The 25,982-nt window shown below is 41.3% G+C and carries 27 protein-coding genes, 1 tRNA gene and 1 pseudogene; 23 read left to right on the top strand and 6 right to left on the bottom strand.

Annotated features, from left to right (window positions below; all coding sequences use genetic code 11):
- Nucleotides 1–8: 8 nt before the first annotated feature.
- The 5 genes from OCU30_RS15465 (at nt 9) to OCU30_RS15440 (ending at nt 2,691) form a co-directional block, all read left to right on the top strand.
- Nucleotides 9–83, top strand: a tRNA-Gly gene (locus OCU30_RS15465).
- Between the two features lie 877 nt (nt 84–960).
- Entirely contained in the window at nt 961–1,260 is a 300-nt protein-coding gene (locus tag OCU30_RS15460) for a hypothetical protein (protein ID WP_077315061.1), read from the top strand.
- A 122-nt stretch (nt 1,261–1,382) separates the two neighbouring features.
- Nucleotides 1,383–1,850 (top strand): hypothetical protein, encoded by a 468-nt coding sequence (locus OCU30_RS15455; RefSeq protein WP_139343491.1) that lies wholly within the window; start codon nt 1,383–1,385, stop codon nt 1,848–1,850.
- A gap of 139 nt (nt 1,851–1,989) precedes the next feature.
- A complete protein-coding gene (locus OCU30_RS15445; RefSeq protein ID WP_077315063.1) occupies nt 1,990–2,517 on the top strand; it encodes a hypothetical protein in 528 nt (175 codons plus the stop codon).
- Nucleotides 2,518–2,520: 3 nt separating this feature from the next.
- A complete protein-coding gene (locus tag OCU30_RS15440) occupies nt 2,521–2,691 on the top strand; it encodes a hypothetical protein (protein WP_159439151.1) in 171 nt (56 codons plus the stop codon).
- Nucleotides 2,692–2,923: 232 nt separating this feature from the next.
- Here the strand turns inward: OCU30_RS15440 and OCU30_RS15435 are convergent, their stop codons facing one another.
- Nucleotides 2,924–3,898, bottom strand: coding sequence for a transposase (locus OCU30_RS15435; protein WP_077315064.1), 975 nt, complete (start codon nt 3,896–3,898; stop codon nt 2,924–2,926).
- A 165-nt stretch (nt 3,899–4,063) separates the two neighbouring features.
- On the opposite strand from OCU30_RS15435, the gene OCU30_RS15430 reads away from it, so the two are divergent.
- The 3 genes from OCU30_RS15430 to OCU30_RS15415 all read left to right on the top strand — a co-directional run bounded on the left by OCU30_RS15430 (nt 4,064) and on the right by OCU30_RS15415 (nt 6,441).
- Nucleotides 4,064–4,600, top strand: coding sequence for a hypothetical protein (locus OCU30_RS15430; protein ID WP_077315065.1), 537 nt, complete (start codon nt 4,064–4,066; stop codon nt 4,598–4,600).
- A 314-nt stretch (nt 4,601–4,914) separates the two neighbouring features.
- On the top strand, nt 4,915–5,688 hold the full coding sequence (locus OCU30_RS15425) for a DUF2971 domain-containing protein (protein WP_077315126.1): 774 nt from the start codon (nt 4,915–4,917) through the stop codon (nt 5,686–5,688).
- Between the two features lie 141 nt (nt 5,689–5,829).
- On the top strand, nt 5,830–6,441 hold the full coding sequence (locus tag OCU30_RS15415) for a hypothetical protein (RefSeq protein ID WP_077315067.1): 612 nt from the start codon (nt 5,830–5,832) through the stop codon (nt 6,439–6,441).
- Nucleotides 6,442–6,612: 171 nt separating this feature from the next.
- On the opposite strand, the gene OCU30_RS15410 is transcribed toward OCU30_RS15415, so the two are convergent.
- On the bottom strand, nt 6,613–7,587 hold the full coding sequence (locus OCU30_RS15410) for a transposase (protein WP_261821310.1): 975 nt from the start codon (nt 7,585–7,587) through the stop codon (nt 6,613–6,615).
- A 138-nt stretch (nt 7,588–7,725) separates the two neighbouring features.
- Here OCU30_RS15410 and OCU30_RS15405 point away from each other — a divergent pair, with 138 nt between their 5' ends.
- From OCU30_RS15405 to OCU30_RS15370, 8 genes and pseudogenes are all read left to right on the top strand, one after another.
- Nucleotides 7,726–8,181 carry a GNAT family N-acetyltransferase gene (locus OCU30_RS15405; RefSeq protein WP_077314175.1) on the top strand — a complete coding sequence of 152 codons (456 nt, stop codon included), beginning with the start codon at nt 7,726–7,728 and terminating at the stop codon, nt 8,179–8,181.
- A 153-nt stretch (nt 8,182–8,334) separates the two neighbouring features.
- Nucleotides 8,335–8,577, top strand: a pseudogene (locus tag OCU30_RS15400) (hypothetical protein); the annotation flags it as partial.
- 137 nt (nt 8,578–8,714) lie between these two features.
- On the top strand, nt 8,715–9,452 hold the full coding sequence (locus OCU30_RS15395) for an SDR family NAD(P)-dependent oxidoreductase (protein WP_077314176.1): 738 nt from the start codon (nt 8,715–8,717) through the stop codon (nt 9,450–9,452).
- Nucleotides 9,453–9,702: 250 nt separating this feature from the next.
- Nucleotides 9,703–10,155: a GNAT family N-acetyltransferase gene (locus tag OCU30_RS15390; protein WP_077314177.1), complete on the top strand. Its 453-nt coding sequence runs from the start codon at nt 9,703–9,705 to the stop codon at nt 10,153–10,155.
- 343 nt (nt 10,156–10,498) lie between these two features.
- Nucleotides 10,499–11,368 (top strand): delta-class carbonic anhydrase, encoded by an 870-nt coding sequence (locus OCU30_RS15385; protein ID WP_077314178.1) that lies wholly within the window; start codon nt 10,499–10,501, stop codon nt 11,366–11,368.
- Nucleotides 11,369–11,675: 307 nt separating this feature from the next.
- Nucleotides 11,676–12,098, top strand: a complete 423-nt coding sequence (locus OCU30_RS15380) for a hypothetical protein (RefSeq protein WP_077314179.1) — start codon at nt 11,676–11,678, stop codon at nt 12,096–12,098.
- 136 nt (nt 12,099–12,234) lie between these two features.
- Complete coding sequence (locus OCU30_RS15375; RefSeq protein WP_083730721.1) at nt 12,235–13,233, top strand: alpha/beta hydrolase family protein; 999 nt, start codon at nt 12,235–12,237, stop codon at nt 13,231–13,233.
- Between the two features lie 560 nt (nt 13,234–13,793).
- A complete protein-coding gene (locus tag OCU30_RS15370; RefSeq protein WP_077314181.1) occupies nt 13,794–14,201 on the top strand; it encodes a GFA family protein in 408 nt (135 codons plus the stop codon).
- 182 nt (nt 14,202–14,383) lie between these two features.
- Here the strand turns inward: OCU30_RS15370 and bioB are convergent, their stop codons facing one another.
- Entirely contained in the window at nt 14,384–15,484 is a 1,101-nt protein-coding gene (gene bioB / locus OCU30_RS15365) for a biotin synthase BioB (RefSeq protein WP_077314182.1), read from the bottom strand.
- Nucleotides 15,485–15,692: 208 nt separating this feature from the next.
- Between bioB and OCU30_RS15360 the strand changes: the two genes are divergently transcribed.
- Genes OCU30_RS15360 through OCU30_RS15345 form a run of 4 tightly spaced genes read left to right on the top strand, consistent with a single transcriptional unit; the run spans nt 15,693 to nt 18,059 of the window.
- A complete protein-coding gene (locus OCU30_RS15360) occupies nt 15,693–16,694 on the top strand; it encodes a S66 family peptidase (RefSeq protein ID WP_077314183.1) in 1,002 nt (333 codons plus the stop codon).
- A 29-nt stretch (nt 16,695–16,723) separates the two neighbouring features.
- The gene (locus OCU30_RS15355) at nt 16,724–17,143 is read left to right on the top strand and encodes a GNAT family N-acetyltransferase (RefSeq protein WP_077314184.1); all 420 of its coding nucleotides are present in this window, start codon (nt 16,724–16,726) and stop codon (nt 17,141–17,143) included.
- Nucleotides 17,144–17,167: 24 nt separating this feature from the next.
- A complete protein-coding gene (locus OCU30_RS15350) occupies nt 17,168–17,536 on the top strand; it encodes a MazG nucleotide pyrophosphohydrolase domain-containing protein (protein ID WP_077314185.1) in 369 nt (122 codons plus the stop codon).
- A 43-nt stretch (nt 17,537–17,579) separates the two neighbouring features.
- Nucleotides 17,580–18,059, top strand: a complete 480-nt coding sequence (locus OCU30_RS15345) for an ASCH domain-containing protein (protein WP_077314186.1) — start codon at nt 17,580–17,582, stop codon at nt 18,057–18,059.
- Between the two features lie 159 nt (nt 18,060–18,218).
- Here the strand turns inward: OCU30_RS15345 and OCU30_RS15340 are convergent, their stop codons facing one another.
- The gene (locus OCU30_RS15340; protein WP_077314187.1) at nt 18,219–20,432 is read right to left on the bottom strand and encodes a glycoside hydrolase family 6 protein; all 2,214 of its coding nucleotides are present in this window, start codon (nt 20,430–20,432) and stop codon (nt 18,219–18,221) included.
- Nucleotides 20,433–21,468: 1,036 nt separating this feature from the next.
- Entirely contained in the window at nt 21,469–21,669 is a 201-nt protein-coding gene (locus tag OCU30_RS15335; RefSeq protein WP_077314188.1) for a hypothetical protein, read from the bottom strand.
- A 410-nt stretch (nt 21,670–22,079) separates the two neighbouring features.
- Between OCU30_RS15335 and ypfH the strand changes: the two genes are divergently transcribed.
- The 3 genes from ypfH to OCU30_RS15320 all read left to right on the top strand — a co-directional run bounded on the left by ypfH (nt 22,080) and on the right by OCU30_RS15320 (nt 23,887).
- Nucleotides 22,080–22,709, top strand: a complete 630-nt coding sequence (gene ypfH / locus OCU30_RS15330; RefSeq protein WP_077314189.1) for an esterase — start codon at nt 22,080–22,082, stop codon at nt 22,707–22,709.
- 138 nt (nt 22,710–22,847) lie between these two features.
- The gene (locus OCU30_RS15325; protein WP_162841029.1) at nt 22,848–23,315 is read left to right on the top strand and encodes a GNAT family N-acetyltransferase; all 468 of its coding nucleotides are present in this window, start codon (nt 22,848–22,850) and stop codon (nt 23,313–23,315) included.
- A 65-nt stretch (nt 23,316–23,380) separates the two neighbouring features.
- A complete protein-coding gene (locus OCU30_RS15320; protein WP_077314191.1) occupies nt 23,381–23,887 on the top strand; it encodes a GNAT family N-acetyltransferase in 507 nt (168 codons plus the stop codon).
- 88 nt (nt 23,888–23,975) lie between these two features.
- Here the strand turns inward: OCU30_RS15320 and OCU30_RS15315 are convergent, their stop codons facing one another.
- Nucleotides 23,976–25,598 (bottom strand): methyl-accepting chemotaxis protein, encoded by a 1,623-nt coding sequence (locus tag OCU30_RS15315; RefSeq protein ID WP_077314192.1) that lies wholly within the window; start codon nt 25,596–25,598, stop codon nt 23,976–23,978.
- Nucleotides 25,599–25,982: the final 384 nt, after the last annotated feature.

The raw sequence follows: 25,982 nt of genomic DNA, 5'->3' as shown, positions 1-25,982 counted from the left end.
GCACCAAAGCGGGCATCGTATAATGGCTATTACCTCAGCCTTCCAAGCTGATGATGCGGGTTCGATTCCCGCTGCCCGCTCCAATCTTGCTTCATCCAATCCTAAATTATTATTTTTGAATTCTAACAATATCACGCACTAAAGCGTGCTTTCGTACGTCTGAACGTCTGAACGTCTCGTATTATCTGCTACTCAACATGATTCCCGCTGCGATTTGTATTTATTCTCACTTTCTTCGTCATTCCCTCACACTCTGTGGTTTTCTTTCTTTTTCCGATAGGAATCTCCCGCGCTTTTTGATATAAATTTATGCAACAGATTGTTATTCATGTGCTTTGTTACTTGCAAGGTATGGCGGTAGCGTGGGGAATAGCACCTCATCGGTTGAGATAGAACTCCCACCCAATAGACTTTCACTGATTGAAGCGTGAAACGAGTACAAAAGGCGTGTCCAAGGTTAACAGTGCGCTTGCGGCGCGTGATGGGTAAAAACTTTCCCAGTCATGTTCTCGGAAGCTTTGGCTGACGGCAATGTTTATGAGGTTTTTGTAGCTCTCAACCCCAGAGTAGGCTCAATCTCGCTAGAGTCCAGTTGCTGGCGCGGTAGATATGATAGGTGTCCTGCCAGTGCGTCTATTTTTGTATGGATAGACAGTTTATTTTTCAAAAACCTGCTTTTGTGCGCGTTTATCCATTTTAGATATCTCAATTGTGCATGGTTTGTACTCGCACGAATTCAGAAATCCTTTTAGTATCAATGAATAAGAATATATGAAGCAGAAATAACAGGCCGTGGATAAATGTGAAAATGCGCATGCTCGTTTTTCCAGTTTGGTTTTTGCGGGTATGAATGAAAAAGCATTATTTTTTCAGTAAGTTAAAAGAGTTTTTGAGTGAATTTTAAAATGTGTAAACGCGCATGCGCACTATTAAAATGTTATGAGTCTAAAAGGGAATCGTATGAAGCCAACTGTAGAAAATAAAATTAAGGCTCTAAAGTCAATTCGAAACCAAGTTAATCCGGTTTCCGCTGATTCAACACAAGAAGAGTTAGAGTTCTATAAGGGGTTAAAGTCAGACGGGCTGATCGAGTTTTCGCCTGATGGAAAAATTAATAGTGCCGCAAGAGTACGACTCACAGCTACAGGTGAAGAGCATCTTCAGAAATTAAAAGATCAAGGCTTCAGAAAGTTTCTCTGGGCATTTGGTATTGCAGTGGTTACAGGAATAGTAACCTTAATTGTTAGACAAAACTCATAACAAGGCGCTCAAGCAAGGACGCAGCAAAGCTGCGCCGCTTAGCTTGGCGTTAGAACTTTTCACTCACACCAGTGTATCTTTATGATATTATTAATTTTTATTAACACTAACTTTATTCATTTATGAAGTCTAAGAAGCTATTTGCATTAAGAGAAATCATTGTCGTATTTCTTTCTGGTGGTGTGCCTGTATTTTTGGCGTATTTTTTAGGGGGTATCGAGTTACTCGATTCAACGGTCAGTGCTTTGATTTCTCCCGATCTGCTGCTTTATTATGCAGTTGGCGCTGCGGTTTTGTTTTGGTTGCTTTATTTGATTGATGACAGAATTTACATTGACCCTCAGAGTCGAAAGCAAGCAGTACTCAACTTTACTATTTCTACGCTATTCGAGGTAAGTACTAATATTCTTGGTATTTTCCGAGTTGTTAGCGGTTTGTTAATCGTATTTCCACTGTTCGTGCTTGCCATTGAACCAGAATCTTTTCAGTCAGTTGGTTTTGGGTTCATTCAAATTGGTTTAATCGGGTTGTTTGAAGGTGGCTTGTTTTGCTGGTTTCATTCTAAAACTAAACTAAAACAAAAGTTCTAACAAACAGTTCAAGATGGATTCAGCACGCGTGGCATTTTTGGTATGCGTTGGTTTTAGTGATTAAGGTGGTATGCGGTTGCTTGGTCATTGCGTGCTTCACCCCTTAACTGGGCGTTATATGAATTAGGAGAGTACGTCATTGTCAGAAAGGAACTTAGAACACCCTGTTTGGGAAGTCTATAAATTGCAGAGAACTGCAAGGCTAAGTGTAAAGTACTACAGTAAGAAACTTGAGCGCATAGAACACTTGAACTTAGCAATGCAAATAGTAATTGCTGCTTCTCTTCCTACATCAGCTATTGCTGGGTTTAGTTATTGGACTACAGACTCAGGAAGTGAATTTTGGGGCTATATACTTGCCTTTGCTTCGTTATTGTCTTTTTTACAGCCATTTTTAAAACTCACCGATAAAATTAAGCGGTATGACTCGTTAATTACTGGGTACTTGGTGTTAGATTATGACGTGCAAAAGTTAATCGGAAAAATCGTTAATGCACAAAAATATACTACGACTCACCAGAAAGCTTTTGAATTAGCGTTAGAACGTAAAAAACATGTTGGTGTCAAAGAGCAAGGGATTTCTATCGATGAAAAACTTCGAGAAAAATGTACAGAGGAAGTTAAGTTAGAATTGCCAGCAGAAAATTTTTTCATACCAAAGGACTAAGCCATGAATAAAACGTACCAAAATCACCCTGATAAACCTTCACAAGATACTCCACGACCAAATGATCAGCCCTGTCCCGAGCAACCTTCAAATCCAACACCCAATCGAGAGATAATAAAAGATAATCCTCTTCCTGATGCAATTGAACCCAAAGTCGATTGGGAGCGAAAATAATTCATATAACAAGCGTTTAAGACGGATTCACAAAACAGTAAACAAGACACCCATATTATGAAGATATGCGTTATTTTGGATGTCACGCTATCGTTCATCACTATGTTATTTTTGAATGTTCTAGTCATTTTGGGTTTTGAGTGATGAATTAACCATTTTACTTAAGTTTTACTTTATTCAAGCCGAGTGAGGACGTTCCGCTATAGTTTTGGTCAAGCAATGAATGGCGTGACTAAGCCAGTAGCTTTTGGGTTTGAGTGATTTTCGGTCGGCGTTGGTAATCACAGTGTTGATAGTAGCGTGTTAGGTTGTTTTCTTTGCCCACCGCTATATGCGTGTGCTGCTCAAATTCACTCGTAATGATGAGCCAATTGTCGGATGGAATATTGAGCCTTTGCAGGATTGGCGTCAGTGAAACATCAATGTGACCGCGTTTATCATCACGAAGTATTCGCCCCGTTAAATCAACCAATTCGATGTAATCAGCAAGCTGGAAGGGGAGTCCCTTCGGCTGATGTTGCCTGGGATTGCCAATAAATGGCAAAAGATTGTGAGGTTGCTCCGGATGTAATGCGGCGGCGATACGCTGCTTAATGCTGGTATAATGCGAGGTTTCCGGAGTGTGGTCTATCTTTACTCGAATTGGATTTAGGTCGACATACGCAATGCAGGCAATGAGTGCGGCTTCATCGAGCAAGGCCTGAGATTTAAATCGCCCTTCCCAAAATCGACCCGTGCAGTTATCTTCTTGGTTGGCTTGTCTTGCAATGGATTCGTTCAGCTCTCTCATAAACCAACTGATGTCGATTAACCGTTGGCGATAGGTTTCAATGGTGGCGTCCAATAAAGGCTGTAAATGCTCGGGCACCGCGCCATTTTGTACATATTGTTGAGTGATGAGCGTGCCTTTATGCAGTTGATGCCAACGAGTGATAATGTCCATCGCTGACCAATTTTTGGCCGTCTCTTCATCAATAAAAAGCACCACATGAGTATGATTACTCATCACCGCATAGGCACACACTTGGATAGCGAAGACTTGGGTTAAAAACAGTAATCGTTTCTCAACCCAGCCGCGCCGGTGTTCGTAGTTTTGCCCGGTAACAGCATCATCACCACATAAGAAAGCGCGGCGCACACAGCGAGACACGCAGTGATAATAGGGTGTATCGACTAAGCTGATTTGTTGGCTTCTTGATTTAGGCATACGCTGCTCTCTAATTATTAGGTAACGAGGTATAAAAAATATAGTGTTTAACTGTATATTTGTACAGTTTGTTGTTAGATATTATGGGTGTCTTGTTAATATGGGATTAAAGAAAATGGCAATAATTACTACAAAGATTTCATAGTAGGAGGGATTTTCCCTGAAATGATTGGTGTTGTTGTTGATATGGTCTTTGTTTATTTGATATTTAGCTATATAGAAGAACGTAGAAGGAAAAAAATAGTAATAGAAAATGAAAGAAGAGCTAGATCTTATTTGCGATTTTTTATAGTTGATCTATTGAGATTTAAACCTCTTTTAGATAGGTGTCTAGTTGAGCATAAAGAATTTGAGCTGTTTATTGAAAGCCCAGAAAAATTTAAATTTTATGATTTTCAATCAGCATTTAATGCAAAAATTATAAATAAAATTTCAGAAGAAATTTCAGTGATAGAATCAGAAGCGCTATGCGATCATATTAAAAACCATATAAGCATCGAGCTAAGTTCTCTTCAGGCTATGCTTCCAGTTATTTCTGGAGTAAGTAAAGAACATTTCAAAAATTGGCAAAGGATTTTATATTTTATGTCAATGATTAATAAAGGAAATAATACGATATCTAATACTAAAAAAATATTAGCTAAAATAAAATCTTTTGATGTCAATACAGTTAAAAAATTTAACGTAATTCAAAAAACATAACAAAGCAAATCAATGGACGCTTAACGCTTGAGTGTTAAATAAACAAAACAAATAAACAAGACACCCATATTATGAAAATACTCGCACGAATTCAGAAATCCTTTTAGTATCAATGAATAAGAATATATGCAGCAGAAATAACAGGCCGTGGATAAATGTGAAAACGCGCATGCTCGTTTTTCCAGTTTGGTTTTTGCGGATATGAATGAAAAAGCATTATTTTTTCAGTAAGTTAAAAGAGTTTTTGAGTGAATTTTAAAATGTGTAAACGCGCATGCGCACTATTAAAATGTTATATCAATGGAGTACAAAATTTGGAAAGTCTGTACAAGTATTGTCCAGTTTATAATTTCGAAAACCTTGAAAATGAATATGCCATCCAAAACGTATTGAATAATCAAGTGACATTTTCGAAAAGAACAAATTTCAACGACCTTTTTGATTCCAAAATTGATTTCATCATACCCACTAAAAGTGAGCTTAGAGCCGTTCACGTGCAGCTAAAGGGTGCGGAAAAGCACGAGTTCAAACAGTTATTTTTTGGTGAGGCTGGACAAAGAAATTTTGAAGCTTTCCGTAGAAATGTAAACCAAAAATTCGATGAATACTTGTTTTTTTGTTTAACGGATAAACCTGACAATAATCTCATGTGGTCACATTACGCTAATTCTCATAAAGGCTTCTGTCTAGAATGGAACGTCAAAGATATAAACGCGGAAAAAGTAATTTACCAAGATTCAATAGCTCGCTTTGAGCTGCTTGATGTATTTAAAATGCAATTTGGTCTACTGGATAATGGAGAAGTCGGAAGGAAAATCTGGGAAGCTCTTAAAATTAAGTTAACAGAGTGGGAATATGAAAGCGAGTACAGGGTCCAGTTCGGCTCAGACATGAAGCCTCTTATCAATAAGCAGGAACCAAACTACACGTTAGTCTCTTATAAACCAGAATGGATTACCGCTATAATCTTTGGCTGTCGTATGGACAAGCGTGCCATAGCCTATCTGGATGAAAAACTCCCTGCCTTTATCGAGCGCAGGTATGCTGTAGAAAGAAAAAGCAGTATCGAGATCGTAGTAAAACATTGATATAACAATCTGTTCAAGAGTGATTCGGAACGCGTGGCATTTTTACTATGCGTTGCATTTAGTGTTTAAGGTGGTATGCGGAGGCTTCAGTATTGCGTTGCTCACACCTTAACAGGGCGTTGAAAGCCATAAGGAGAAATCGTGACCCCGAAACTGGATTTCGAGCTTCCTGAAAATGGCCCGCTTACCAAAGATGTGCGGATACTTGGTTTCGATCATTTTCTCAGTCTTGCCGAATACGTCCGGCAGCTGCCTTATGGGCGCCCCTCGGATTCCGGAGATTTTCTGTCGGTTCTTAATGAGCTGCGAGGCACATGCAGTTTCAAGCATCGCTTACTGGCCGCGGTGGCGCATGAATGTGAGCATATGGAAGTGGAGTTGGTTGTCGGGCTCTATGCGATGTCAGAGCAGAACACGCCAGGTGTTGGAGTGGTGCTGGACCGAGCAGGTTTTGCTTCTATCCCAGAAGCTCACTGTTATCTTCGACTCGGAAACCAGCGACATGACTTTACCGGTGTGAGCGCAGGAAGTTCATCACCTTTCGACGCCTTGCTGTCGGAGCACGTGATGTACCCTGAGCATCTAACGGAAGAAAAGAAGTCTCTGCACCAAGAAGCGATAAGGAAGTGGGCCAGCCACAATGACCAGTCGTTCGAAGATGCCTGGGCGTTGCGAGAGGCCTGTATCCAGGCACTGGCGTCCAACAATACGCTCAAGCAGACAACACAAATAAACAAGACACCCATATTATGAAAATATGCGTTATTTTGGATGTCATTCTATCGTTCATCACTATGTTATTTTAGAATGTTCTAGTCATTCTGGGTTTTGAGTGATGAATTAATCATTTTACTTAAGTTTTAGTTTGTTCAAGCCGAGTGAGGACGTTCCGCTATAGTTTTGGTCAAGCAATGAATGGCGTGACTAAGCCAGTAGCTTTTGGGTTTGAGTGATTTTCGGTCGGCGTTGGTAATCACAGTGTTGATAGTAGCGTGTTAGGTTGTTTTCTTTGCCCACCGCTATATGCGTGTGCTGCTCAAATTCACTCGTAATGATGAGCCAATTGTCGGATGGAATATTGAGCCTTTGCAGGATTGGCGTCAGTGAAACATCAATGTGACCGCGTTTATCATCACGAAGTATTCGCCCCGTTAAATCAACCAATTCGATGTAATCAGCAAGCTGGAAGGGGAGCCCCTTCGGCTGATGTTGCCTGGGATTGCCAATAAATGGCAAAAGATTGTGAGGTTGCTCCGGATGTAATGCGGCGGCGATACGCTGCTTAATGCTGGTATAATGCGAGGTTTCCGGAGTGTGGTCTATCTTGGCTCGAATTGGATTTAGGTCGACATACGCCATGCAGGCAATGAGTGCGGCTTCATCGAGCAAGGCCTGAGATTTAAATCGCCCTTCCCAAAATCGACCCGTGCAGTTATCTTCTTGGTTGGCTTGTCTTGCAATGGATTCGTTCAGCTCTCTCATAAACCAACTGATGTCGATTAACCGTTGGCGATAGGTTTCAATGGTGGCGTCCAATAAAGGCTGTAAATGCTCGGGCACCGCGCCATTTTGTACATATTGTTGAGTGATGAGCGTGCCTTTATGCAATTGATGCCAACGAGTGACAATGTCCATCGTTGACCAATGTTTGGCCGCCTCTTCATCAATAAAAAGCACCACATGAGTATGATTACTCATCACCGAATAGGCACACACTTGGATAGCGAAGACTTGGGTTAAAAACAGTAATCGTTTCTCAACCCAGCCGCGCCGGTGTTCGTAGTTTTGCCCGGTAACAGCATCATCACCGCATAAGAAAGCGCGGCGCACACAGCGAGACACGCAGTGATAGTAGGGTGTATCGACTAAGCTGATTTGTTGGCTTCTTGATTTAGGCATACGCCGCTCTCTAATTATTAGGTAACGAGGTATAAAAAATATAGTGTTTAACTGTATATTTGTACAGTTTTATTGTTAGATATTATAGGTACCTTATTATTATAATACCATGGGTGTCACCAGCGGAGAGATTCAAGGATGTATGCAATTGAAAAAGCGGCTTTAGATGATATTGAGGCCCTTCTGGATATCCAAATATCGGCCTTCTCACCCGATCGAACAATATGCGGCTCTGGCCCTCCCGGTTACGATGATTATGATCATCAAGCGAAAGCCTTGGAAAAGTATTGTTATTACGTGATCAGGCATGAAAGCGAAGTTGTTGGTGGTTTTTATTTTTTACAAGTGCATAAAATCATTAACCTTTATAGGCTGTTTATTGCTCCTGCTTGTCAAGGCTTAGGCATCGGCACATCGGCCCTCGATTTTCTTAAACACGAAGCGTCTTATGGAACAGTTATCGAGCTTGAAACGCCAACGTTTAGTGTTACTGCGCATCGTTTTTACGAGAAAAATGGCTTTCAAAGAACGGCTGTTATCGAGTATGGCGCCAGTCAGGCGTATCGTTATTGCTATAAACACCGCGCTATTTGATGATCGACTATACAATGAAGTTAGCAATAGGGAGTTACTCGTTACGCTCTCTGAGTGGAATAGGTGTGTTAGAGGTATTAAAAATGATGGTTCGAATATATCGGTAACGACGGTTGATTTATTGTTTATTAGATATTATGGGTGTCTTGTTAATATTGCCTAGATCTAAGCGAACCTTTTGATATATCAAGACCTTTCAAAGTGCTATTTGATAAAGCGGGTGCTGTGGAGTCACGATTAACCGATGCTCCAGCACCAAAGCACGAAGACTTTCCTGCATATACAAATGGTGACCAAGGCTTAATCTGGGAACTTTTAGAGTGTATAAAGTGGTTAAGCCGAGGTAAAAATGAACTAGCCAAATCTTACCTTAAGAAGTTGGCGGATAAGCTGTAAAAATTTGTATAACAAGCACTTAAGAGAGACTCGCGCCGTGTGCTGGTTTCGCTTCGCTCAAGATTATGGCACACATAGCTGTGCACCTTAACGCGGCATTAGCCGCCAAAGCTCATAAATAGAAAAGGAGTTCTATATTGAAAATTGCATTAGTCACTGGTGGCTCAAAAGGTATTGGTTTGTATTCGGTTCTTCGGTTCGTGAAGCAGGGATATAAAGTTATTACTTGCTCGCGTTCGAAGAATATTTGGCTTGAAGCAACGCAAAAATATCCAGAATTAAAATCTGTTGATTACCAGGCGGTTGATATTGCGGATGAGCAGCAATTAGACGGTTTATTTACTCACATTGAAGCTCAATATGGAAAATTGGATATAGCAGTAAATAATGCTTCTCCGACTCTTTCCTCTAGAGGCTACCTACCTCAAGTCGATGTTTCATTTCTCAAAGAAACACTTCATGTGGATTTTTTGTGCCAAGCCTTGTGTTTGAGATCTGAACTAAAACTAATGGAAGCAGGGGCATCCATAGTAAATGTAAGCTCCATCAATGGTATTAGACCAACACCCAATGCATCAATGTTTAGTGCTGCTAAACACGCGCTTGAGGGGTTGACGCAATCCGTTGCCCTAGAAAGTATCCAATCAGGAATTCGAATCAATGCGGTTGCTCCCGGTGTAACGTGGACTCCCCGATGGGAAGAAAAACAACTTGAAAACTCCACTATCCGTGCGGATGTTTCTGATTTAGTACCGCTTAATCGTTTTGGGGAAATCGATGAAATCGTTAATGCAATTGAGTTTTTATTATCCGATAAAGCCAGTTATATTGTCGGTCACACGTTGGTCGTTGATGGTGGGCTATCGTTGGCATGATCAGCTCATAAACAATTCAAGCAAATTCGCAACGCGTGACATTTTCGGTTTGTTTTGAATTTAGTGGTTACCGCATAAAAGTTTAGGCAGGGTGGTAGGCGTTGCTAACTACTTAAATAAGCAAAGCACCATACTATAAACGGTTTTTTTGTAAGTCTAAAGCGCTGGTTTTTATGCATCATTGCTTATTTTATTCAATATTACTTATTACATTACTTGAGTGTTTTATATAAAGGGAGAATACACTGAAATGGATATTCATCAGGCCGATAAAACTCATATTGAAGACGCTTCAAAACTTTTTGATTTATATCGCCAGTTTTATGGTCAACCATCAAATATTAATGCTTCAACTGAATTCTTATCTGAACGTTTTTCGAAGCAAGATTCAAAGTTCTTTATTGCATTCGATCTAGATGGCGAACCTGTAGGTTTTGTTCAACTATATCCATCATTTTCATCTGTTGCTATGAAAACAATGTGGTATTTGAATGATCTATTCGTTATACAGAACGTTCGAGGTAAAGGCGTCGCTAGTGAATTGCTAAATTATGTAAAAATATTTGCTAAGAACAATGACAGTGTCTCTCTAAAATTAGCGACGACGGTAGATAACTTAGCAGCAAAAGCGCTCTACGAAAAACACGGCTATTGTAAGATAACGGCATTTGATCATTATGTTCTTCGTATAGATACGGTGTAACAACGCAATAAACTCGCTTACTTCTCTCGTTGGGAAATATCGATGTGTGCAGCTACTAAGTACCAGCTCTCTTTATTGGAAAGTGATATTATGAGTGTCTTATTGAACTGTCAGTCTAACGTATTTTTCTGAATTCGCGGGCTTAGTCTTATTACTGGTAAAAAAGAAGCCGATGCGCAAAACGCCATCGGCTTCTTTTTGTTTTATGGTATGCACATCACCGTTTCTATTTTGAAATTTATACGGATTCATATTAGTTTAACTTTGCTGGAAGTCTCGATTTAACATATTGAAATCGAAAGGCTAATAGGAATTTAAGTGATATCCTCATAGGAGTGAAGTAATGAAGGCAACGATGTATTGTGTGTTAGCGGTGCTGTCTGGTGTATCTGGAAACCTTGAGGCTAAAGAAAGTCATTCCGGCCATCATCACGCGGTTTCAGATGACGTCATTGCGCAGCAACGCGATAACCTAAAGACCAATACGGCCAATCAAGGTTTTGGTCCTCAAGCTCCTCGGGATATCGACTCGATGGATGGAAGTAATCCAGTTTCCTTTGGTGTTGCTCCGCCATACACGGCGATGAATTTGTGCAATATTCATTTTCACAAAAATGCCGAGCATAAAGGCGGCGAATTTGTCACCTATGCAGGTAATGGAGACGGTCATGGTTATCAGTCTGGTTATCAATATTCCGGCACATTAACAAAGGCAGAGTCAACGCCGTTGGCGCATAAGGTATGCCCAAGTGCACATGGCGGATTACAGGCGGGGGATACTATCGAAGTGCATTACGTCTATTCGTCTGCCGAGGTAAAACCGGGCCCGACCTTAGCGGCATGTATGAACAAAGCCATTCATAACCCGCAATTACGGGTTGAAGCTCAAGTCTATGTTTTGGTTAACGATCCTAATGCGTTAGATTTTATGACACTGACCTCTCATGGTCAAAAGAACGGTTTTCAGCAAGCCTTTTCTATCCCTAATAATACAGGCGCGCCGGTTGACTACTCTGGTTCGACAACTGGACCCAATTACAACGAACAGGGCTCACCTTTTCAGGTATCTTGGAGCGTGCGACCTAAGGTTGCCAAGGTGAACATTGCGTCAGTGGGTAAATGGTGCGAAGGGAATGTGTTTAACGAGGATCATGCGCATGGCGTGAGAAATCTTGTCGTTAATCCTAAGCTGCTTTCTAAAATAACCAATTGAAAAACATTAGAATACTTGATTATGACGCCATTCATGTTGTTTTACGTCACGTCAAAATAAACCACGCACTCATACTATCAAAAACAGTGATTAATATTATGGGTGTCTTGTTAGTATGCTTCCAACTTTTGGTTTGTTTTGTCTGAAAAATAATCATAAAAGTGCGTGTTTTGGCTGGTGGCTGGTAAAAAACTCATTTAGTATCAATGAATAAGAATCGAGAGTGTAGAAATAATACGCTGTAGATAAATGAAATAACGCGCATGCTCACTATTAAGATGTTATACATAAAATCAAGGATCGACCAGTGAAAAAAATTATTGCCCTCTCGGGGGCGGAGAATTCAGGAAAAACCAGCACGTTATGTATTGTTCACAAGGGACTTTTATCAATGGCTGAATCCATTATGGATGAGCATAGTATTAATGATGGAGATCAGCGAAATATATTGTTCATCAATGGTGTAAAGGTTGGCATAGAAACACAAGGCGATCCCAATAGCCGATTGTCATCTAGCCTTATATTATTTAAAGAAAATAATTGCGACTTGATTATCTGCGCCACTCGGACGAGGGGGTACACTGTAGGGCTAGTGAATAACTTGGCGCCTGAATATCATATATCTTGGCGAGGGCAATCTTCTCTATCTGAGGAAAGTCTTAGGGAAGAAAGTAATCAGGCTATTGCAAATTTAATTATCAATGAAGCTAAGTCTGAGTTAAATGTATAATAAAGCAAGTCAATCTGACGTCTTACTCTCCACTTGTTTTTATGCGGTAAAATGCTCGCACAAAAACAAGTTCCGTTTCAGTCGCAGTTGCTTGCGGCGTTATATTTTTGTTTTACGTCAGTGGATAACGGAAAGTATGAAAAGAATAATTTTAGCCTCTTTATGCTGCCTCAGTTCGGCAAGCATGGCAGCTATAGGCATCGCCGAAGATAATTACCAAGATAATGAAAGGCATAGGCTCATTGAGACTAAGCTCTTTTACCCAACAAAAACGACCGCTTCCGAAACTATTTTCGCCGAAAATATAGCTTTCTATGGGTTTAAGGCTGCTAAATCAGCACCCCCAAAAGGTGGGGATTTTCCATTGTACATCCTAGTTCACGGAACTTCAGGTAATTGGAAAAACCTATCATGGCTTGGGAGTGAGTTAGCTGAGAATGGTGCTTTTGTTGTTTCAGCAAATCATCCTAGTTATACAACAGGTCAAGCTACGCCTGAGAGCGTCCTTAGAATGTGGGATCAGCCTCGAGATGTCTCCTTCCTTGTTGATCAGATACTATCAAGTGATTACGCCCAATATGTAGACAAAGATAATATAACTGTCATCGGTTATTCTTTAGGTGGTTACACAGCATTAGCATTAGCAGGCGCAGAATTCGATATTAGGGGGTATCAGAAATACTGTAATCAGTACAATGATGCGTCATGCGATTATTTCAGCAATGCATTCAGTGATCTTTCACCACAGGAACGCCTTATGATCTCAGGTGATTACAGAGATAAACGGATAACAAATGTAGTTGCTATCGCTCCAGGTTACGTGCCTGCGATATTACCCAAATCGTTAGATACTTTGTCGGCAAAGACTGTAATAGTTGGTGGTGAATTGGACAAGACTATCCCGCCGAAATTACAAATTATTCCGTATATAAATACCAGCCTAAGCAACCTTTCTTACAAAGAAATCAAAGGTGCTTCGCACTTTAGTTTTATGCAAGTCTGTAAGCCGCAAGCTATTGAAATATTGGCAAAAGAGGGGGCGGCTTTTGTTTGCCAAGAAACTGGTAACGTCGATCGAAGCTCAATTCATCAAAGGTTGCTTGAGGTATTGAGTCCACTGAAATCAAAAATATAACAAAAGAGTATGGCGTCAATAGTTAATTTTTCGCAATATTTTCATTGCACGTAGTTCCGTCTCTTAATATAGAAAAATCACATCATGGGTGTCTCGTTAGTATCTATCAAGGGTTTGGTATAAATATAAATGAAGTTGCTTATTGAGCTGAGGTGAGTCATCGACAGTAAGGCGAGTATTTGCCACGTATACGCATCTCACAGTGAAGGTAATTCATAAAAGGGCTGCAAGACATCGTACACTCGTTGTAGGTATTTTATTTACTGGATAAATATACAGTTTATTTTTTGGTTCGCCAACTTTTGGCTTGTTTTGTCTGAAAAATAATCATAAAAGTGCGTGTTTTGGCTGGTGGCTGGTAAGAAACTCTTTTAGTATCAATGAATAAGAATCGACAGTGTAAAAATAATGCGCATACTCGTTTGTCCTGTTTTGATTTTTGTGGGGATAACTGAAAATGTATTATTTTTCATAAGATTAAAAGTATTTTGAATGAGTTTTAAAATGTGTAAACGCGCATGCGCACTATTAAAATGTTATGTGTTCGCAAGGAATAAACTATGGCAATAAATTTGAGGGAAGTTGACGGCATTCCTATTAAGGCTAAACACAAGGCTTCTTGCCATGGTGGCTCAGTAGCGTTTGAGCTTGATCTGCCGGATGGCTTAATTGATGTTCGTCGTTGCGATTGTTCGCTTTGCAGAAGGAGGGGGGCAATTGTCGCATCAATTCCTCTTTTAGGTATTAAAATTTTAAAGGGTGAAAAACTGCTAAAGCTCTATCAGTTTAATACACGCACAGCCAAGCATTATTTTTGTAGTAACTGTGGCATATATACCCATCATCAGCGTAGGTCAAATCCTGCTCAGTATGGGTTCAACGTCTCTTGCCTAGAAGGTATAAACCCCTTAAAAATACAAGGCATACCAATCTATGACGGAGTGAATCATCCAGCAGATCGTGGGTAATAAACATTACACACGAGTATGGCGTCAATAGTTAATTTTTCGCCATATTTGGATCCCACATATTACCGTCTCTTAACATAGAAATATTAAATAAGACACCCATGCAATAAATGATAGATGTCTCAATTAGTGGTGAGCCGTTAACATATAGACACTCATGCTCACTCCAAGTGTACATGAGCCTATTTATGGGTAACGGTTTTTCTTACCGCCGCCGCATCATAAAACGGCGTATGATGAGTGTTTTCATGCGTCAGTATTTCATCGTGCAGTGCTTGGGCGTGCGCTTCATCCGAAAAATCTCGGGTGGTTTCTCTATTTATTCCCAATTTATTAAATAGCTGAGTATCTGCGTCGGTGTCGGGGTTTGATGTGGTGAGTAGTTTACACCCATAAAAAATGGAACTCGCACCGGCTAAAAAGCACAACGCCTGAGTTTGTTCGCTCATGTTCTCTCGACCAGCAGATAACCGAATGTGTGAAGCAGGCATCATGATTTTTGCAACCGCTATCGTTCGCACAAAATCAAAAGGATCGAGATCATCCAAATGGGCCATCGGGGTGCCTTGCACTTTGACTAGCATATTGATCGGAACACTTTGGGGATGTTCGGGCAAATTGGCTAATTGCTTGAGTAGCCCCGCGCGGTCATCAGCGGTTTCTCCCATACCAATAATGCCGCCAGAGCAGACATTCATTCCCGATTCACGAACATGGTCTAATGTTTGTAGGCGGTCTGCATAGGTACGTGTTGTGATGACTTCCCCGTAGTATTCCGGGGAGGTATCAAGATTGTGGTTGTAATAGTCCAGTCCTGCTTGTTTTAGTGCAATCGCTTGATCACGGCTCAGCATTCCAAGAGTCATACACGTTTCTAATCCTAATTGCTTCACTGCAGAGACTAACTGAGTGAGATATGGCATGTCTTTCTCTTTTGGATTACGCCATGCCGCTCCCATACAAAAACGCGTTGAGCCCGCTTCTTTTGCTTCTTTGGCGCGTTGGATGACGGTGTCCATTTGCATTAAGCGTTCTTTTTCTAATCCTGTGTCGTAGCGTGCGCTTTGAGGGCAGTATTTACAGTCTTCTGGGCAAGCCCCCGTTTTAATTGAGAGTAATGTACTGACTTGAATCTCGTTGGGATTGAAAAATTGACGGTGAAGAGTTTGTGCTTGAAAGACGAGATCATTAAAAGGAAGGGAAAATAAGGCCTCGATTTCAGGCTTGGTCCAATCGTGACGAAGAGAAGTCTGTGATTTGGGAGCGTGTGACAAAACGGACATACACTTGCTTTTTTATCAATGAATTATGGAGTGAGTGTAATCGGGTAAAAATTATTGTCAATAAAATTAATTACACAAGGTTTACATTTGCGTAAACAATGAACTTCTTATCTGTTGCTTGATATGTTTGATATTAAACAATATTCTTAAACAAGACACCCACGTCATAAATGATGTGACGTAATGACATTATGGAGGATGGCATTCAATGTTATATCCACAAGCTTTGCGTAAGGGGGATAAAATTGGCTTTTTCTCTCCTTCTTCGCCGGCAACCGTGTTTGCCCAAAAGCGTTTTCAGCGCGCAAAAACGTACCTAGAAAAGCAAGGGTTTGAGCTGGTTGCTGGCTCACTTACGGGGAAATCTGATCACTATCGTTCCGGATCAATTCAAGAGCGAGCAGAGGAATTTAACCAACTTATCCGAGATGCCAGCGTTCGCTGCATCATGTCCACGATTGGAGGCTCAAATAGTAATGCGTTGCTGCCATATATCGATTATGAGGCGTTAAGGCGCGATCCTAAAATCATCATCGGCTATTCGGATGTCACGGCTTTACTGATGGGGATTTCTGCGCAAACTGAACTGGTTACGTTTTATGGGCCCGCGTTGGTGGCATCTTTTGGTGAGTTCCCCCCTTTGGTTGATGAAACATTTGCATCGTTCGTTGAGATGCTTTCAAGCCCCAAAGATAGCTATGTGTATTCCATGCCAAAGGCGTGGACGGATATTCGCTACAATTGGGATACCCAAGACTCAGCGAAGCCAACCTATCCCAACCAATGGCGGTTTATTGGTCAGGGAAGCGTTCAAGGGCGCATCATTGGCGGAAACCTCAACACGCTTGCTGGGATTTGGGGAAGTCACTATATGCCAAAGATTCAACACGGTGATATTTTGCTGATTGAAGATTCTCTAAAAAGTATTGAAACCGTGGAACGTTCTTTTGCTCATTTATTGGCGTGTGGTGTGTTTGATAAAGTCGGTGCAGTAGTGCTGGGTAAGCACGAATTATTCGATGATAAAGGCACTGAACGGACACCGTTAGATGTTTTATTAGAAGTACTCAATGGTCAACCAGTGCCGATACTCTATGGTTTTGATAGTTGCCACACACACCCGATGCTAGTCACCCCGCTGGGAGTGAAGGGGAAAATTGATTTTGATAGGCATGAATTTAGCCTTGAAGAAAACTGGCTCTTGCGATAGTTACTAGGTTTGCAAAAAGAGGTGAGCGAATGAAAATAACAACGGTGACTCAACCGAGTGACGATGATTTTGAAGTGCTGAAAGCCGGCCTAAATGGGTTTAATGAGGGCATCACTGGCGTTGTGCATCGCGAAAAAGTGTCCGCTTTTGTTAAGGATGAGAATAACCAGACCGTAGGCGGTATTCTTGGGGAAATAAAATGGGGCTGGCTGTATGTGGAAGGCTTGTGGATGTCGGCAGAGATACGTTCGCGCGGATTCGGTTCAAGATTGTTAAGCCACTTGGAAGGCTATGCGTGTGCTCAAGGTATTATGCGTTACCGTTTAGAAACGACCTCCTTCCAAGCACTAGCGTTCTATCAAAAACAAGGGTATGTCATCTTTGGTGAACTGGACGATATGCCGCCTAACCACACCAGTTATTTTCTTAAAAAACAAGTCAGTACGTAACCTATGTAATGTCGTGGAGTTAAAATGCAACATATTGATAAATTGTTTCAAATCGCTAAGCGTAAGTCAGAGTTTGATAATAGCAACCCTTGGTATTCTGGCTCGCAAATCTATTTGACAGAAATGAAAAATGAAGTCGATGAGGTTGTCGAGGAAATCCCCAAACATCGGCGTTGTTATCTTGAAGATGAACTTGGCGATGTACTTTGGGATTATTTCAACGCCATTTTATCTCTTGAAAAAGAGGCTGGGGTAACGTTGGATAGCATCATTGCCCGTGCCTGTCGTAAGTATGAAGAGCGCGTCGGTGCTATTGAGAATGGTATTCCTTGGGATGACGTGAAGCAACAGCAGAAAAAACAGTTAGCAGAAGAGCATGCCAACGAAAAATAGTGAATCGTAACATATTGAATTTATTGGGAGTGTCAGAGAAACAATGGACGAAAGAAGTGAGCAGTATTTACAGTACTATTTAAGTACGTTGTCAGCCGATACTGCGCAAAAGTACCAATCTTTTAGTGCTGGCTATTTTTGTGCGGATGAGTACAACGCCAATGTGTGTGCGGATCTCATTGCGCGTGGAGAAAAGCGTGCATCGTGCAGTCTTGAGTATTGGTATAGCCATGCTGATGAAAGCCGTCCTCAAGTTGGCGATCTGCATGTAGTCACGAACTGGAACGGGACGCCTGTGTGTATCGTTGAAATTATTTCGGTCAGCACGTGTCTCTATTGTGATGTGACAGCGGAGTTTGCGGCCGAAGAAGGTGAGGGCGATAAATCGTTAGAGTGGTGGCGCGAGGCTCATTGGGCTTTCTTTAGTCAAGAATGTGAGGAATTGGGCATTCAACCGTCACAAGAGATGTCTCTGGTTTTAGAGCATTTCAACGTCGTATATCCCTCAACTTTGAGTAAATGAAAAGTGGAATAAATCATAGTGCTTCTTTGTCTTTCTATAACTCATGAAGCGTTACACATGCTTTCATCAATGCGAACAAGCCGGATCTGTTAACAGATCCGGCTTTTTTATCTGACTTTCCTAAATAATATTAGGTTGTCAGGGCGGTTACTCGCTAGCTTATTCAGCAGGAGGCCCCGCAGGTTGACTTACTGGTGGGTAAGCATTTTCTAGTAGATGTTGGAATCCTTCTGAGTACCAACGGCCGGCATGTGGCGCGTTGTCCATTGCACCGGTTGGATAAGGCGCAGAATCACTCATTTTGTTAGGATCACACATTGGATCGTATTGTTTTGCTGGGTCATCTGGATCCGGTTGGAAATTCGGTTCAGAGATACCATCTGATTCACCAGGTGGTTTTACCCAAACGAAGGCATCGACACCAGTATAAGGGTCTGCCCACGGTTTATACCCAATACCACTGGGTTGGTTACACCAATTACCACGGTGATAACGCTGATCGATGCGTGACTCATCCACATAGGTGTTCTTATCCGAAGAGTAACTCACACGTGTTGGCCGTTCAGGGCCACCCCAACCATTACGGCCAGTATCAATCAACATACCTAAGGTCGTTGGTGCACCTTTGTTGATCATTTTTTTACGAAATTCAATCGCATAGTCTTTTTCATCAAAGTACGGATTCCATTCGTAAAATTGGGCACTTCGAATCGGCCCACCACCGACATTCCGATTTGGATTCGGAAGGTAGGTTTCAACCAGTGGACTGTAGTTGGCTGTATTGGTAACAAAGCCAGCAACGCTATCCCATCCTGCATTGGTGCCTTTGACCACGTTGGCAATTAGGGTCACTGCCGGACCAAAGTTACTGTCCCAACCTAACCAGCCTGAGTGAGCAGCATCAATGTAGGAATAGACGTTTTTGATAGGGGAGAATTTATTGAGCGCGTAAGTGATCCCTTCACGGTAGCCGCCAGGTCCATTGGCTTCTTGACATTTTGGAATGTCTAGATTGGTGACAAGGTTCGGTAACGAGTCAATCTCAATCACCGCCGAAATACGGATGCTCTTATATTTCGGGTCGGCAAAGATCTCGGCAATTGGGTCGATAAACTCATCTTTATAACGGGCCATGCCGCCTTCAGAAATGAGTAACTCGCCATTTGAAGCTTTCGCTTTACAGTCTCGGTTCGGTAAGTCGTACACCACAACCGTGAACAGGTTAGCGCCTTGATTTAGAGCCTCGTCTAAGTGTGCTCGCAGCCCCATTTTTTTGTCTGTTCCTTCAATCGCGCCAATGCGATCGAGCCAAACACCAGTGCTTTGATCTGCGATGGCACTACCGCCTGGTTCTGCTGATGCTTTGGCTGACCATTCTGGGTTGACATACCATTTTGCATCGCGAAATGGGTTGTCCACACGTTGTACTGTCGGTGGTACATCATCATCGGTCACATTAACGGTTTTAATGATTTTATTGGTGTCTATACCATCGGTCACGATTAATGCGACGGTATATTGCCCAGCGTCGGCATACGTATGTGATGTGTTAACCCCTGAGCCAGTTGCGCCATCACCGAAGTCCCAGATATAAGTCAGCACATCATTATCGGCATCCGTAGAGGCAGAACCATCAAAGTTAACCAGCAGTGGGGCTTGTCCGGATGCCGGCGTCACTGTCATCGCTGCAACCGGTGGAGTATTACCTGATTGTGTCGTCACATTGATTATGACGGTTTCGGTATCCACGCCAGTGCCATCACTGACCGTGAGTTTAGCCGTATATTCGCCCGGCTCTGTATAGGTATGCATAACCTCTTTACCCGCCGAGGTGTCACCATCACCAAAGTCCCAGACGTACGTCAGTGTATCGCCATCTTCATCGGTTGAGCGAGTGCCACTGAAGCTCACTTCCAATGGGGCAATGCCAGAGACAGGTGTCGCATCAGCGACGGCCTCAGGTAAATTGTTCGAAGGAGCAGTGTCGCCTTCGCTACAAGTTGACCCGATGAGTTCCACATTGTTAGCGCTGATGCCATTGCTGGTACCCATGAAGTTGATGACTAAACTTTGGCCTTTTTTAATCGTACCATTCCATGCTGTATTCTGAATGTAGTAGGGATTACTGCCAGAAAGTTTACCGCTCCAAGATTGTGTAACAGCTATCCCAGCAGGGTATTTCATACCAATCTGCCACTCATTCATATCGGTGTTTTCGTCATTGGTGATGGTGACTGCGCCTTGAAATCCTGTATCCCATTCACTGGTTAATGAATATGAACAGGATGCGGCTTGTGCACCAAGCGACGATATTGCTGCGCCTATCGCCAAGGCGAGCGGCAATAGCCGAATTTTATTCTTCCCTTTTCTCATTTCTCGTCTCCTAATATTTTATTTTGTCTCAACCTTCCAGGCTTAGACGGTCACTACATTATGGACTTAACGTTTCTTGTCTGAATAAATATACGGCTTATTATTCATACTATCTGGGTTTAGATGCCGCTTTTATTTTCGTCAAGAAATAACCAATAAATAAAATATAAAAAGCGATATATTGTGAGGTTGTACCACTAAAGGTGCGAGGTTTTTAATGAATTAAATATTATGTATTTAATTTGTTTGTCGAAGAAATTAAATTAACCTACACGTATTTTTATTCAATTAATTCAGAGGGATAAGAGGTGGTTTCGCATGCCGATGTTTTTTCTTAAAAATTCACTTAAAGGTAGGAAATAAAATTTACTTTAACTGACTATTATAATTAATGATTTATGTAATTAGGTTCCAAAAATTTATTTTGGTTTAATATGCGTTACAAATATTTGGGAGGATGGTCACTTATTATTTTTAAGGTAATCGTTTTCGTGTCAGTTGTAAAATTTCATCAGCGTTATTGATAATATAAAAGTTCCGTAAAATAAATAATACGCTATGTTATAAAAATATTGAAATGATGGATTATATCAACATTAATAAATGAGATATTAGTTATTTAAAGCGATTGAATAATAAGATTGATGAGACTCGGATGTAAGAAAAGCCGTCACGCTTCTTATACCATGGTCACGTCGTTATGCGAGCCTTCTGGTTTTATCCGAGAGTGCCGATTGGTACGGCGCAACGACCGTCGTAGCATTCGCTTAGTGATAGGGGAGTTATGACAACGACTTTACGATGATTACTACTTGTGGGGGTATTACGAGGATTGTTATCGCTCAAATGATCAGACACATCATCATTGATTAAAAGAGATTTTTTTGGAGAGTGTGATAGTGCTGCTAAGCGGTTAACGATGATGGTGAGAGGTGGTTTAGGTGCACACTATTAACATGGCTGTATGAGTCATGTTATTAAAAACGAAAGGGCCGACTAAAAGTCGACCCTTAAATATCGGTAGCCAGAAAAGTAATCATGCGGCACGCTGAGAAACTTCGTGGCGGTATACACGCATTCCAGTATTTGTATTTTCGTAAGCTTCTAGCTCGTGCAGGTATGACCAAGCCTGTACATCTGTATTTGTTTGCGCGGCAAGGCGTGCAATCATCGCGTTGATGCTACGGCCAGCATAATCTTTTTTCGGTACAAAGATGTTCTTAATTACAGATAACATAGTGGATTCCTTAATGTAATTAAATTACCAATTCAGTGTGTAATAACTATACAACAAAAAGAAAGTGTGATCAATGTCCGTAACTAACTTTCAAAAATGTTTATTATTTTTAAAATGATCTGTTTCATGTTGATGCTAAGTGCAATCAATAACTAAGCTTTTAGTTATTGATTATTAGGAACTTTTAATTTTCCGTACACGAAGGTATGATTTAACAATATATTATGCGTATTCACTGACAAATGGTGTTTTAACTTTTCTATCACGCGCACCGTGTGGGTTGGGCTTGTCTTTGGGTGCTGAAAGCGGTATGTATTATTAATAAGCAGTGACATTACATACGAACCTCTACCACGGCATATCGTCATATTTTTTACGATTTATTGGTGAAGACTAATCAAGGAACCTTTATGACACCTGCATTAATATTACAGCGTCCTTCTGATCCTAAACGCTTAATTCTTATGTTTCACGGCGTCGGTGCGACACCTCAAAGCTTAGCTTCGCTGGGTGAAAACTTAGCAAAGCACTTTACAGATACGGCTGTTATTTCTGTACAAGCTCCTGATGATTCTGATTTTGGTGAGGGCTTTCAGTGGTTTTCCGTCCAAGGAGTGACGGAAGAAAATCGCTTGGCTAAAATACAGGCGACGATGCCTCGCTTTATGGATACCATTCGAGCATGGCAGCAAGAGCTAAGTGTGACAGCGGACAATACCGTATTAATTGGCTTTTCACAGGGCGCGATAATGGCGTTATCATCAACTCAAATCCACGATGAGCGTATGGCTTCTCATGTAATCTCATTATCGGGGAGGTTCGCCAATACACCAGGAACGGTCCCATTAGGCACCAAGGTTCATTTTCTCCATGGCGACCAAGACCCAGTGATTGCTCATCAATTTGCGCAACAGGCTTATACTGCATTACATGAGTTAGGCGCTGAGACAACTTACGATCTGCTCCCTAATCTTGGTCACTCGATTAATCAAATAGAAGTCGATTTGATCGTGAATTACCTGCAATCCTCAGATGAGTGACGTTTTGCTTTATGGTTCTCGATAGATAGGGTTTGAGCGTATAAATATAAGTATGATAACAAGTCCCCCCATACTCTTTTTAGCATCGGTTTATTGAGAATGAGTCGCGCTGAGAAGGAATACACTGAAGGAACAGCGATGGAGATAGTCATTAGAGAGTATGTAGAAACAGATGCTGAAGCTTTATGGAATCTGTTTTTTTGTACGGTTCGTCGTATTAATATCCGTGATTATTCGCAAGAACAAGTAGAGGCTTGGGCACCTGATGGTTTCGATTTATCCGTTTGGAAGCAATATATGAAAGATGCCTTACCAATAGTTGCACAGATTGGTGATGTTATTGTTGGATATACTGATCTGCAAGCCGATGGGCTAATTGACCATTTTTTTTGCCACCATGAGTATCAAAAGCGGGGCATTGGCAAAGCGCTCATGAATTGCGTATTAAATCGGGCTAAACAACATGGCCTTAAGCGGTGTTATTCGCATGTTAGTATTACGGCCAGAGCGTTTTATGAACACTTTGGTTTTCAAGTCGCAGAGATTAAAAATGTTGAAATTCGAGGTCAGCATCTTAAGAATTTTGTGATGGAAAAATGGATGTAGCCACGATTCATTATGCAAAATAGCGTTTGGGGTATCATTTAATCATAAGGAATATAGGGAATATAATGGATATTAAGGAAATTAATACGATTACAGATGTGGCTGAACAATTACAGGATTTGCTCACAGATTGTATTGAAAGTGGCGCTTCTGTTGGTTTTTTAACGCCTGTCGATGAGCAAGAAGTGTCTTTGTATTGGTCATCTGTTGCTAAACAACTAGAGACAGGGGAAAGGAAAATATTTATAGCTTGTGAGAGTGGGCAAGTCATCGGCGCGGTTCAGTTATCATTGTGTGCTAAACCCAATGGCGCACATCGTGGAGAAGTTGAAAAACTCATGGTTCATACGGATGCCAGAGGACAAGGTGTGAGTAAACAACTCATGGCGCGTATGGAAAGTGTTGCTGGTGAGCTTGGTTTATCGTTACTTGTACTCGATACTCGAATTGGTGATGTAGCTTCTTCTTTATATCGGGCAATTGGCTATACAGAAGCAGGGCATATTCCTCAGTTTGCTCGTAGCTCTAACGGTGAGCTTGAAGGCACAGTGTATTTTTATAAGTTATTGTAATACCTTTTGAGCCACGAGAACTGATAAGGACATACCATTGACAATATGTATCGGTATGTCCTTATTTAGATTGGTACTTCGAAGTACTTTACTCGACTTTGAAATAACTCATGTATTGTTTCAATGTTTTTGATAAATCCGCTAACGCTACGGCTTCTTGCGCATTATTTTTTAATGATAAGCTGGTGTCTTTAGACATACTGGCAATATCTTCAACACCGGCACTGATTTGCGCGGCCGTTGCGACTTGTGCCGATGTGGAGTCTACAACTTCTAATACTTTATCTAGTGAGTCATTCGCTTGCTGTTCGATTTCTTTTAATAGCTTATTTGCTTCATTCATTAACGCTAAACCATTTTCAACTTGTGGCACTGTTGTTTCCATCGAGGTGACCGAGGCTTGCGTGTTATCTTGAATCTGTGAAATCATTTTCTCGATATCACCCGTTGCATCTCCAGTGCGTTTCGCGAGTTGTCTGACTTCATCGGCTACCACGGCAAAGCCACGGCCTGATTCTCCAGCGCGAGCCGCTTCAATGGCGGCGTTGAGTGCCAATAAATTGGTTTGATCAGAAATACTACGAATAACACTGAGTATATCGCCAATGTTTTTAACATCCGCTTGTAATACATTAACTTGACTTACGGTCGCGTTTATCGCGGTGGATATCTCGCGAATTTCAGACTCGACTTTATCGACTGAAGCGCTACCTTGCTGGGAAAGCTGCGCCGTGATTTTTGAATTATCTTCGGTTTGTTTAACGGCACTCGCGACGGCATCAATACTGTGACTCATATCCGTTAAGCTTTCGACCGCCGAATCCGTCAGTGTTACCTGACTATCTGCCGCATTGAGTGCTTGTTGAGAGCCGAAAGCGACACTTTCTGAGTGAGAAGAAAGTGCCTGTGAGGATTGCATAATGTTATTAACAATGGTTTTTAATTCTTTTTGCATAATTTGAATAGAAGCCATCATGCTATTCGGACTGCATGAGTTTATTTGTGTAGTCAAATCCCCTTTCGCAATGCGTGCGATGGCTTCGGCAGCCTCGTGAGGTTCTCCGCCTACAGCATTTTTTATTTGTTTACTAATAACATAAGCAACCACTATACCGATGATGACGGCCAATACAGAGAGTGAAATCATCCATATTTCAAATGAGCTGGTGATACTTCGTGTTTTATCGGTCAGGATATTATTTTTTTGTTCTTCTAGATTAATAAATTGATTGATGGTGTTTAGCCATTCAACAAAGGATGGACGCGCATCATCGAGCAATAACTTTGTTGCTAGATCGATGTTATTCGCCTGTTTTGCTGCAATAATGTTATTAACAAGAGGGACGGTATGGCTTTCAATATCATTAATTTTTGTGAGTAATGCACGTTCATCGGCAGACATATCGTTGCGTAGCACGCTCATTTTTTTATGTGAGACTTGGTAGTCATCATTAAGCTTATTGATAAGTGTTATGGTGTTTTGTAAATCCGTGTTATTGCGTAGTAAGACGACATCACGGATAGCAATCGCTCGGTCATGTACAGAGCCTCGGAAATTAATGGCGTTACGCTGTTTCACGGAGTTAAGATCATTGATTTCAGTTATATTACTATCAATTTGATTCACTCTTGAGGTTCCAATGATGGTCAATGTGAGCATCATTAATAAAATCACACCAAAGCCTACGGTGAGGCGCATATTTATAGTCATGTTTTTATTACTCTTAGTTATCTATAATAATGTTTTATTTTTATAATTATTGTGGCTTCTTGTGATGCCAGTTCTCTATTTACCCACCATGTTTATGGGCGTATGAATGCTTGTTAGCAGCAGCCTAATTGCGTAGGGCATGATAGGCCATCGCTGATGAGTGTGAGTATACTATGAAATCTCAGCAAGTAACTGCTGCTTTAGAGTTAAACTGCGACAAGCAGGGCTCACGTAAGTTTTTGCGAGGATAGTTCTTTTTACTTCATATAGTTGTAGAAGTATAGATTTTGTGTGGCGTTGATTAATAAAAACGACACCTTGCACGATACCAACAACGACGAACAGAGAATAAGTCAGGGAGACTGAGACGGTGAGATTAATTTT

The organism is Vibrio palustris (assembly GCF_024346995.1).
Classification (GTDB): Bacteria; Pseudomonadota; Gammaproteobacteria; order Enterobacterales; family Vibrionaceae; genus Vibrio; species Vibrio palustris.
This window is presented reverse-complemented; position numbering and strand designations above follow the sequence as displayed.

Coding starts and splice junctions, on each gene's coding strand:
- OCU30_RS15460 (WP_077315061.1), top strand. CDS start 961: ATGAAGCCAACTGTAGAAAATAAAATTAAGGCTCTAAAGTCAATTCGA.
- OCU30_RS15455 (WP_139343491.1), top strand. CDS start 1,383: ATGAAGTCTAAGAAGCTATTTGCATTAAGAGAAATCATTGTCGTATTT.
- OCU30_RS15440 (WP_159439151.1), top strand. CDS start 2,521: ATGAATAAAACGTACCAAAATCACCCTGATAAACCTTCACAAGATACT.
- OCU30_RS15435 (WP_077315064.1), bottom strand. CDS start 3,898: ATGCCTAAATCAAGAAGCCAACAAATCAGCTTAGTCGATACACCCTAT.
- OCU30_RS15430 (WP_077315065.1), top strand. CDS start 4,064: ATGATTGGTGTTGTTGTTGATATGGTCTTTGTTTATTTGATATTTAGC.
- OCU30_RS15410 (WP_261821310.1), bottom strand. CDS start 7,587: ATGCCTAAATCAAGAAGCCAACAAATCAGCTTAGTCGATACACCCTAC.
- OCU30_RS15405 (WP_077314175.1), top strand. CDS start 7,726: ATGTATGCAATTGAAAAAGCGGCTTTAGATGATATTGAGGCCCTTCTG.
- OCU30_RS15390 (WP_077314177.1), top strand. CDS start 9,703: ATGGATATTCATCAGGCCGATAAAACTCATATTGAAGACGCTTCAAAA.
- OCU30_RS15385 (WP_077314178.1), top strand. CDS start 10,499: ATGAAGGCAACGATGTATTGTGTGTTAGCGGTGCTGTCTGGTGTATCT.
- OCU30_RS15375 (WP_083730721.1), top strand. CDS start 12,235: ATGAAAAGAATAATTTTAGCCTCTTTATGCTGCCTCAGTTCGGCAAGC.
- OCU30_RS15370 (WP_077314181.1), top strand. CDS start 13,794: ATGGCAATAAATTTGAGGGAAGTTGACGGCATTCCTATTAAGGCTAAA.
- bioB (WP_077314182.1), bottom strand. CDS start 15,484: ATGTCCGTTTTGTCACACGCTCCCAAATCACAGACTTCTCTTCGTCAC.
- OCU30_RS15360 (WP_077314183.1), top strand. CDS start 15,693: ATGTTATATCCACAAGCTTTGCGTAAGGGGGATAAAATTGGCTTTTTC.
- OCU30_RS15355 (WP_077314184.1), top strand. CDS start 16,724: ATGAAAATAACAACGGTGACTCAACCGAGTGACGATGATTTTGAAGTG.
- OCU30_RS15350 (WP_077314185.1), top strand. CDS start 17,168: ATGCAACATATTGATAAATTGTTTCAAATCGCTAAGCGTAAGTCAGAG.
- OCU30_RS15345 (WP_077314186.1), top strand. CDS start 17,580: ATGGACGAAAGAAGTGAGCAGTATTTACAGTACTATTTAAGTACGTTG.
- OCU30_RS15340 (WP_077314187.1), bottom strand. CDS start 20,432: ATGAGAAAAGGGAAGAATAAAATTCGGCTATTGCCGCTCGCCTTGGCG.
- OCU30_RS15335 (WP_077314188.1), bottom strand. CDS start 21,669: ATGTTATCTGTAATTAAGAACATCTTTGTACCGAAAAAAGATTATGCT.
- ypfH (WP_077314189.1), top strand. CDS start 22,080: ATGACACCTGCATTAATATTACAGCGTCCTTCTGATCCTAAACGCTTA.
- OCU30_RS15325 (WP_162841029.1), top strand. CDS start 22,848: ATGGAGATAGTCATTAGAGAGTATGTAGAAACAGATGCTGAAGCTTTA.
- OCU30_RS15320 (WP_077314191.1), top strand. CDS start 23,381: ATGGATATTAAGGAAATTAATACGATTACAGATGTGGCTGAACAATTA.
- OCU30_RS15315 (WP_077314192.1), bottom strand. CDS start 25,598: ATGACTATAAATATGCGCCTCACCGTAGGCTTTGGTGTGATTTTATTA.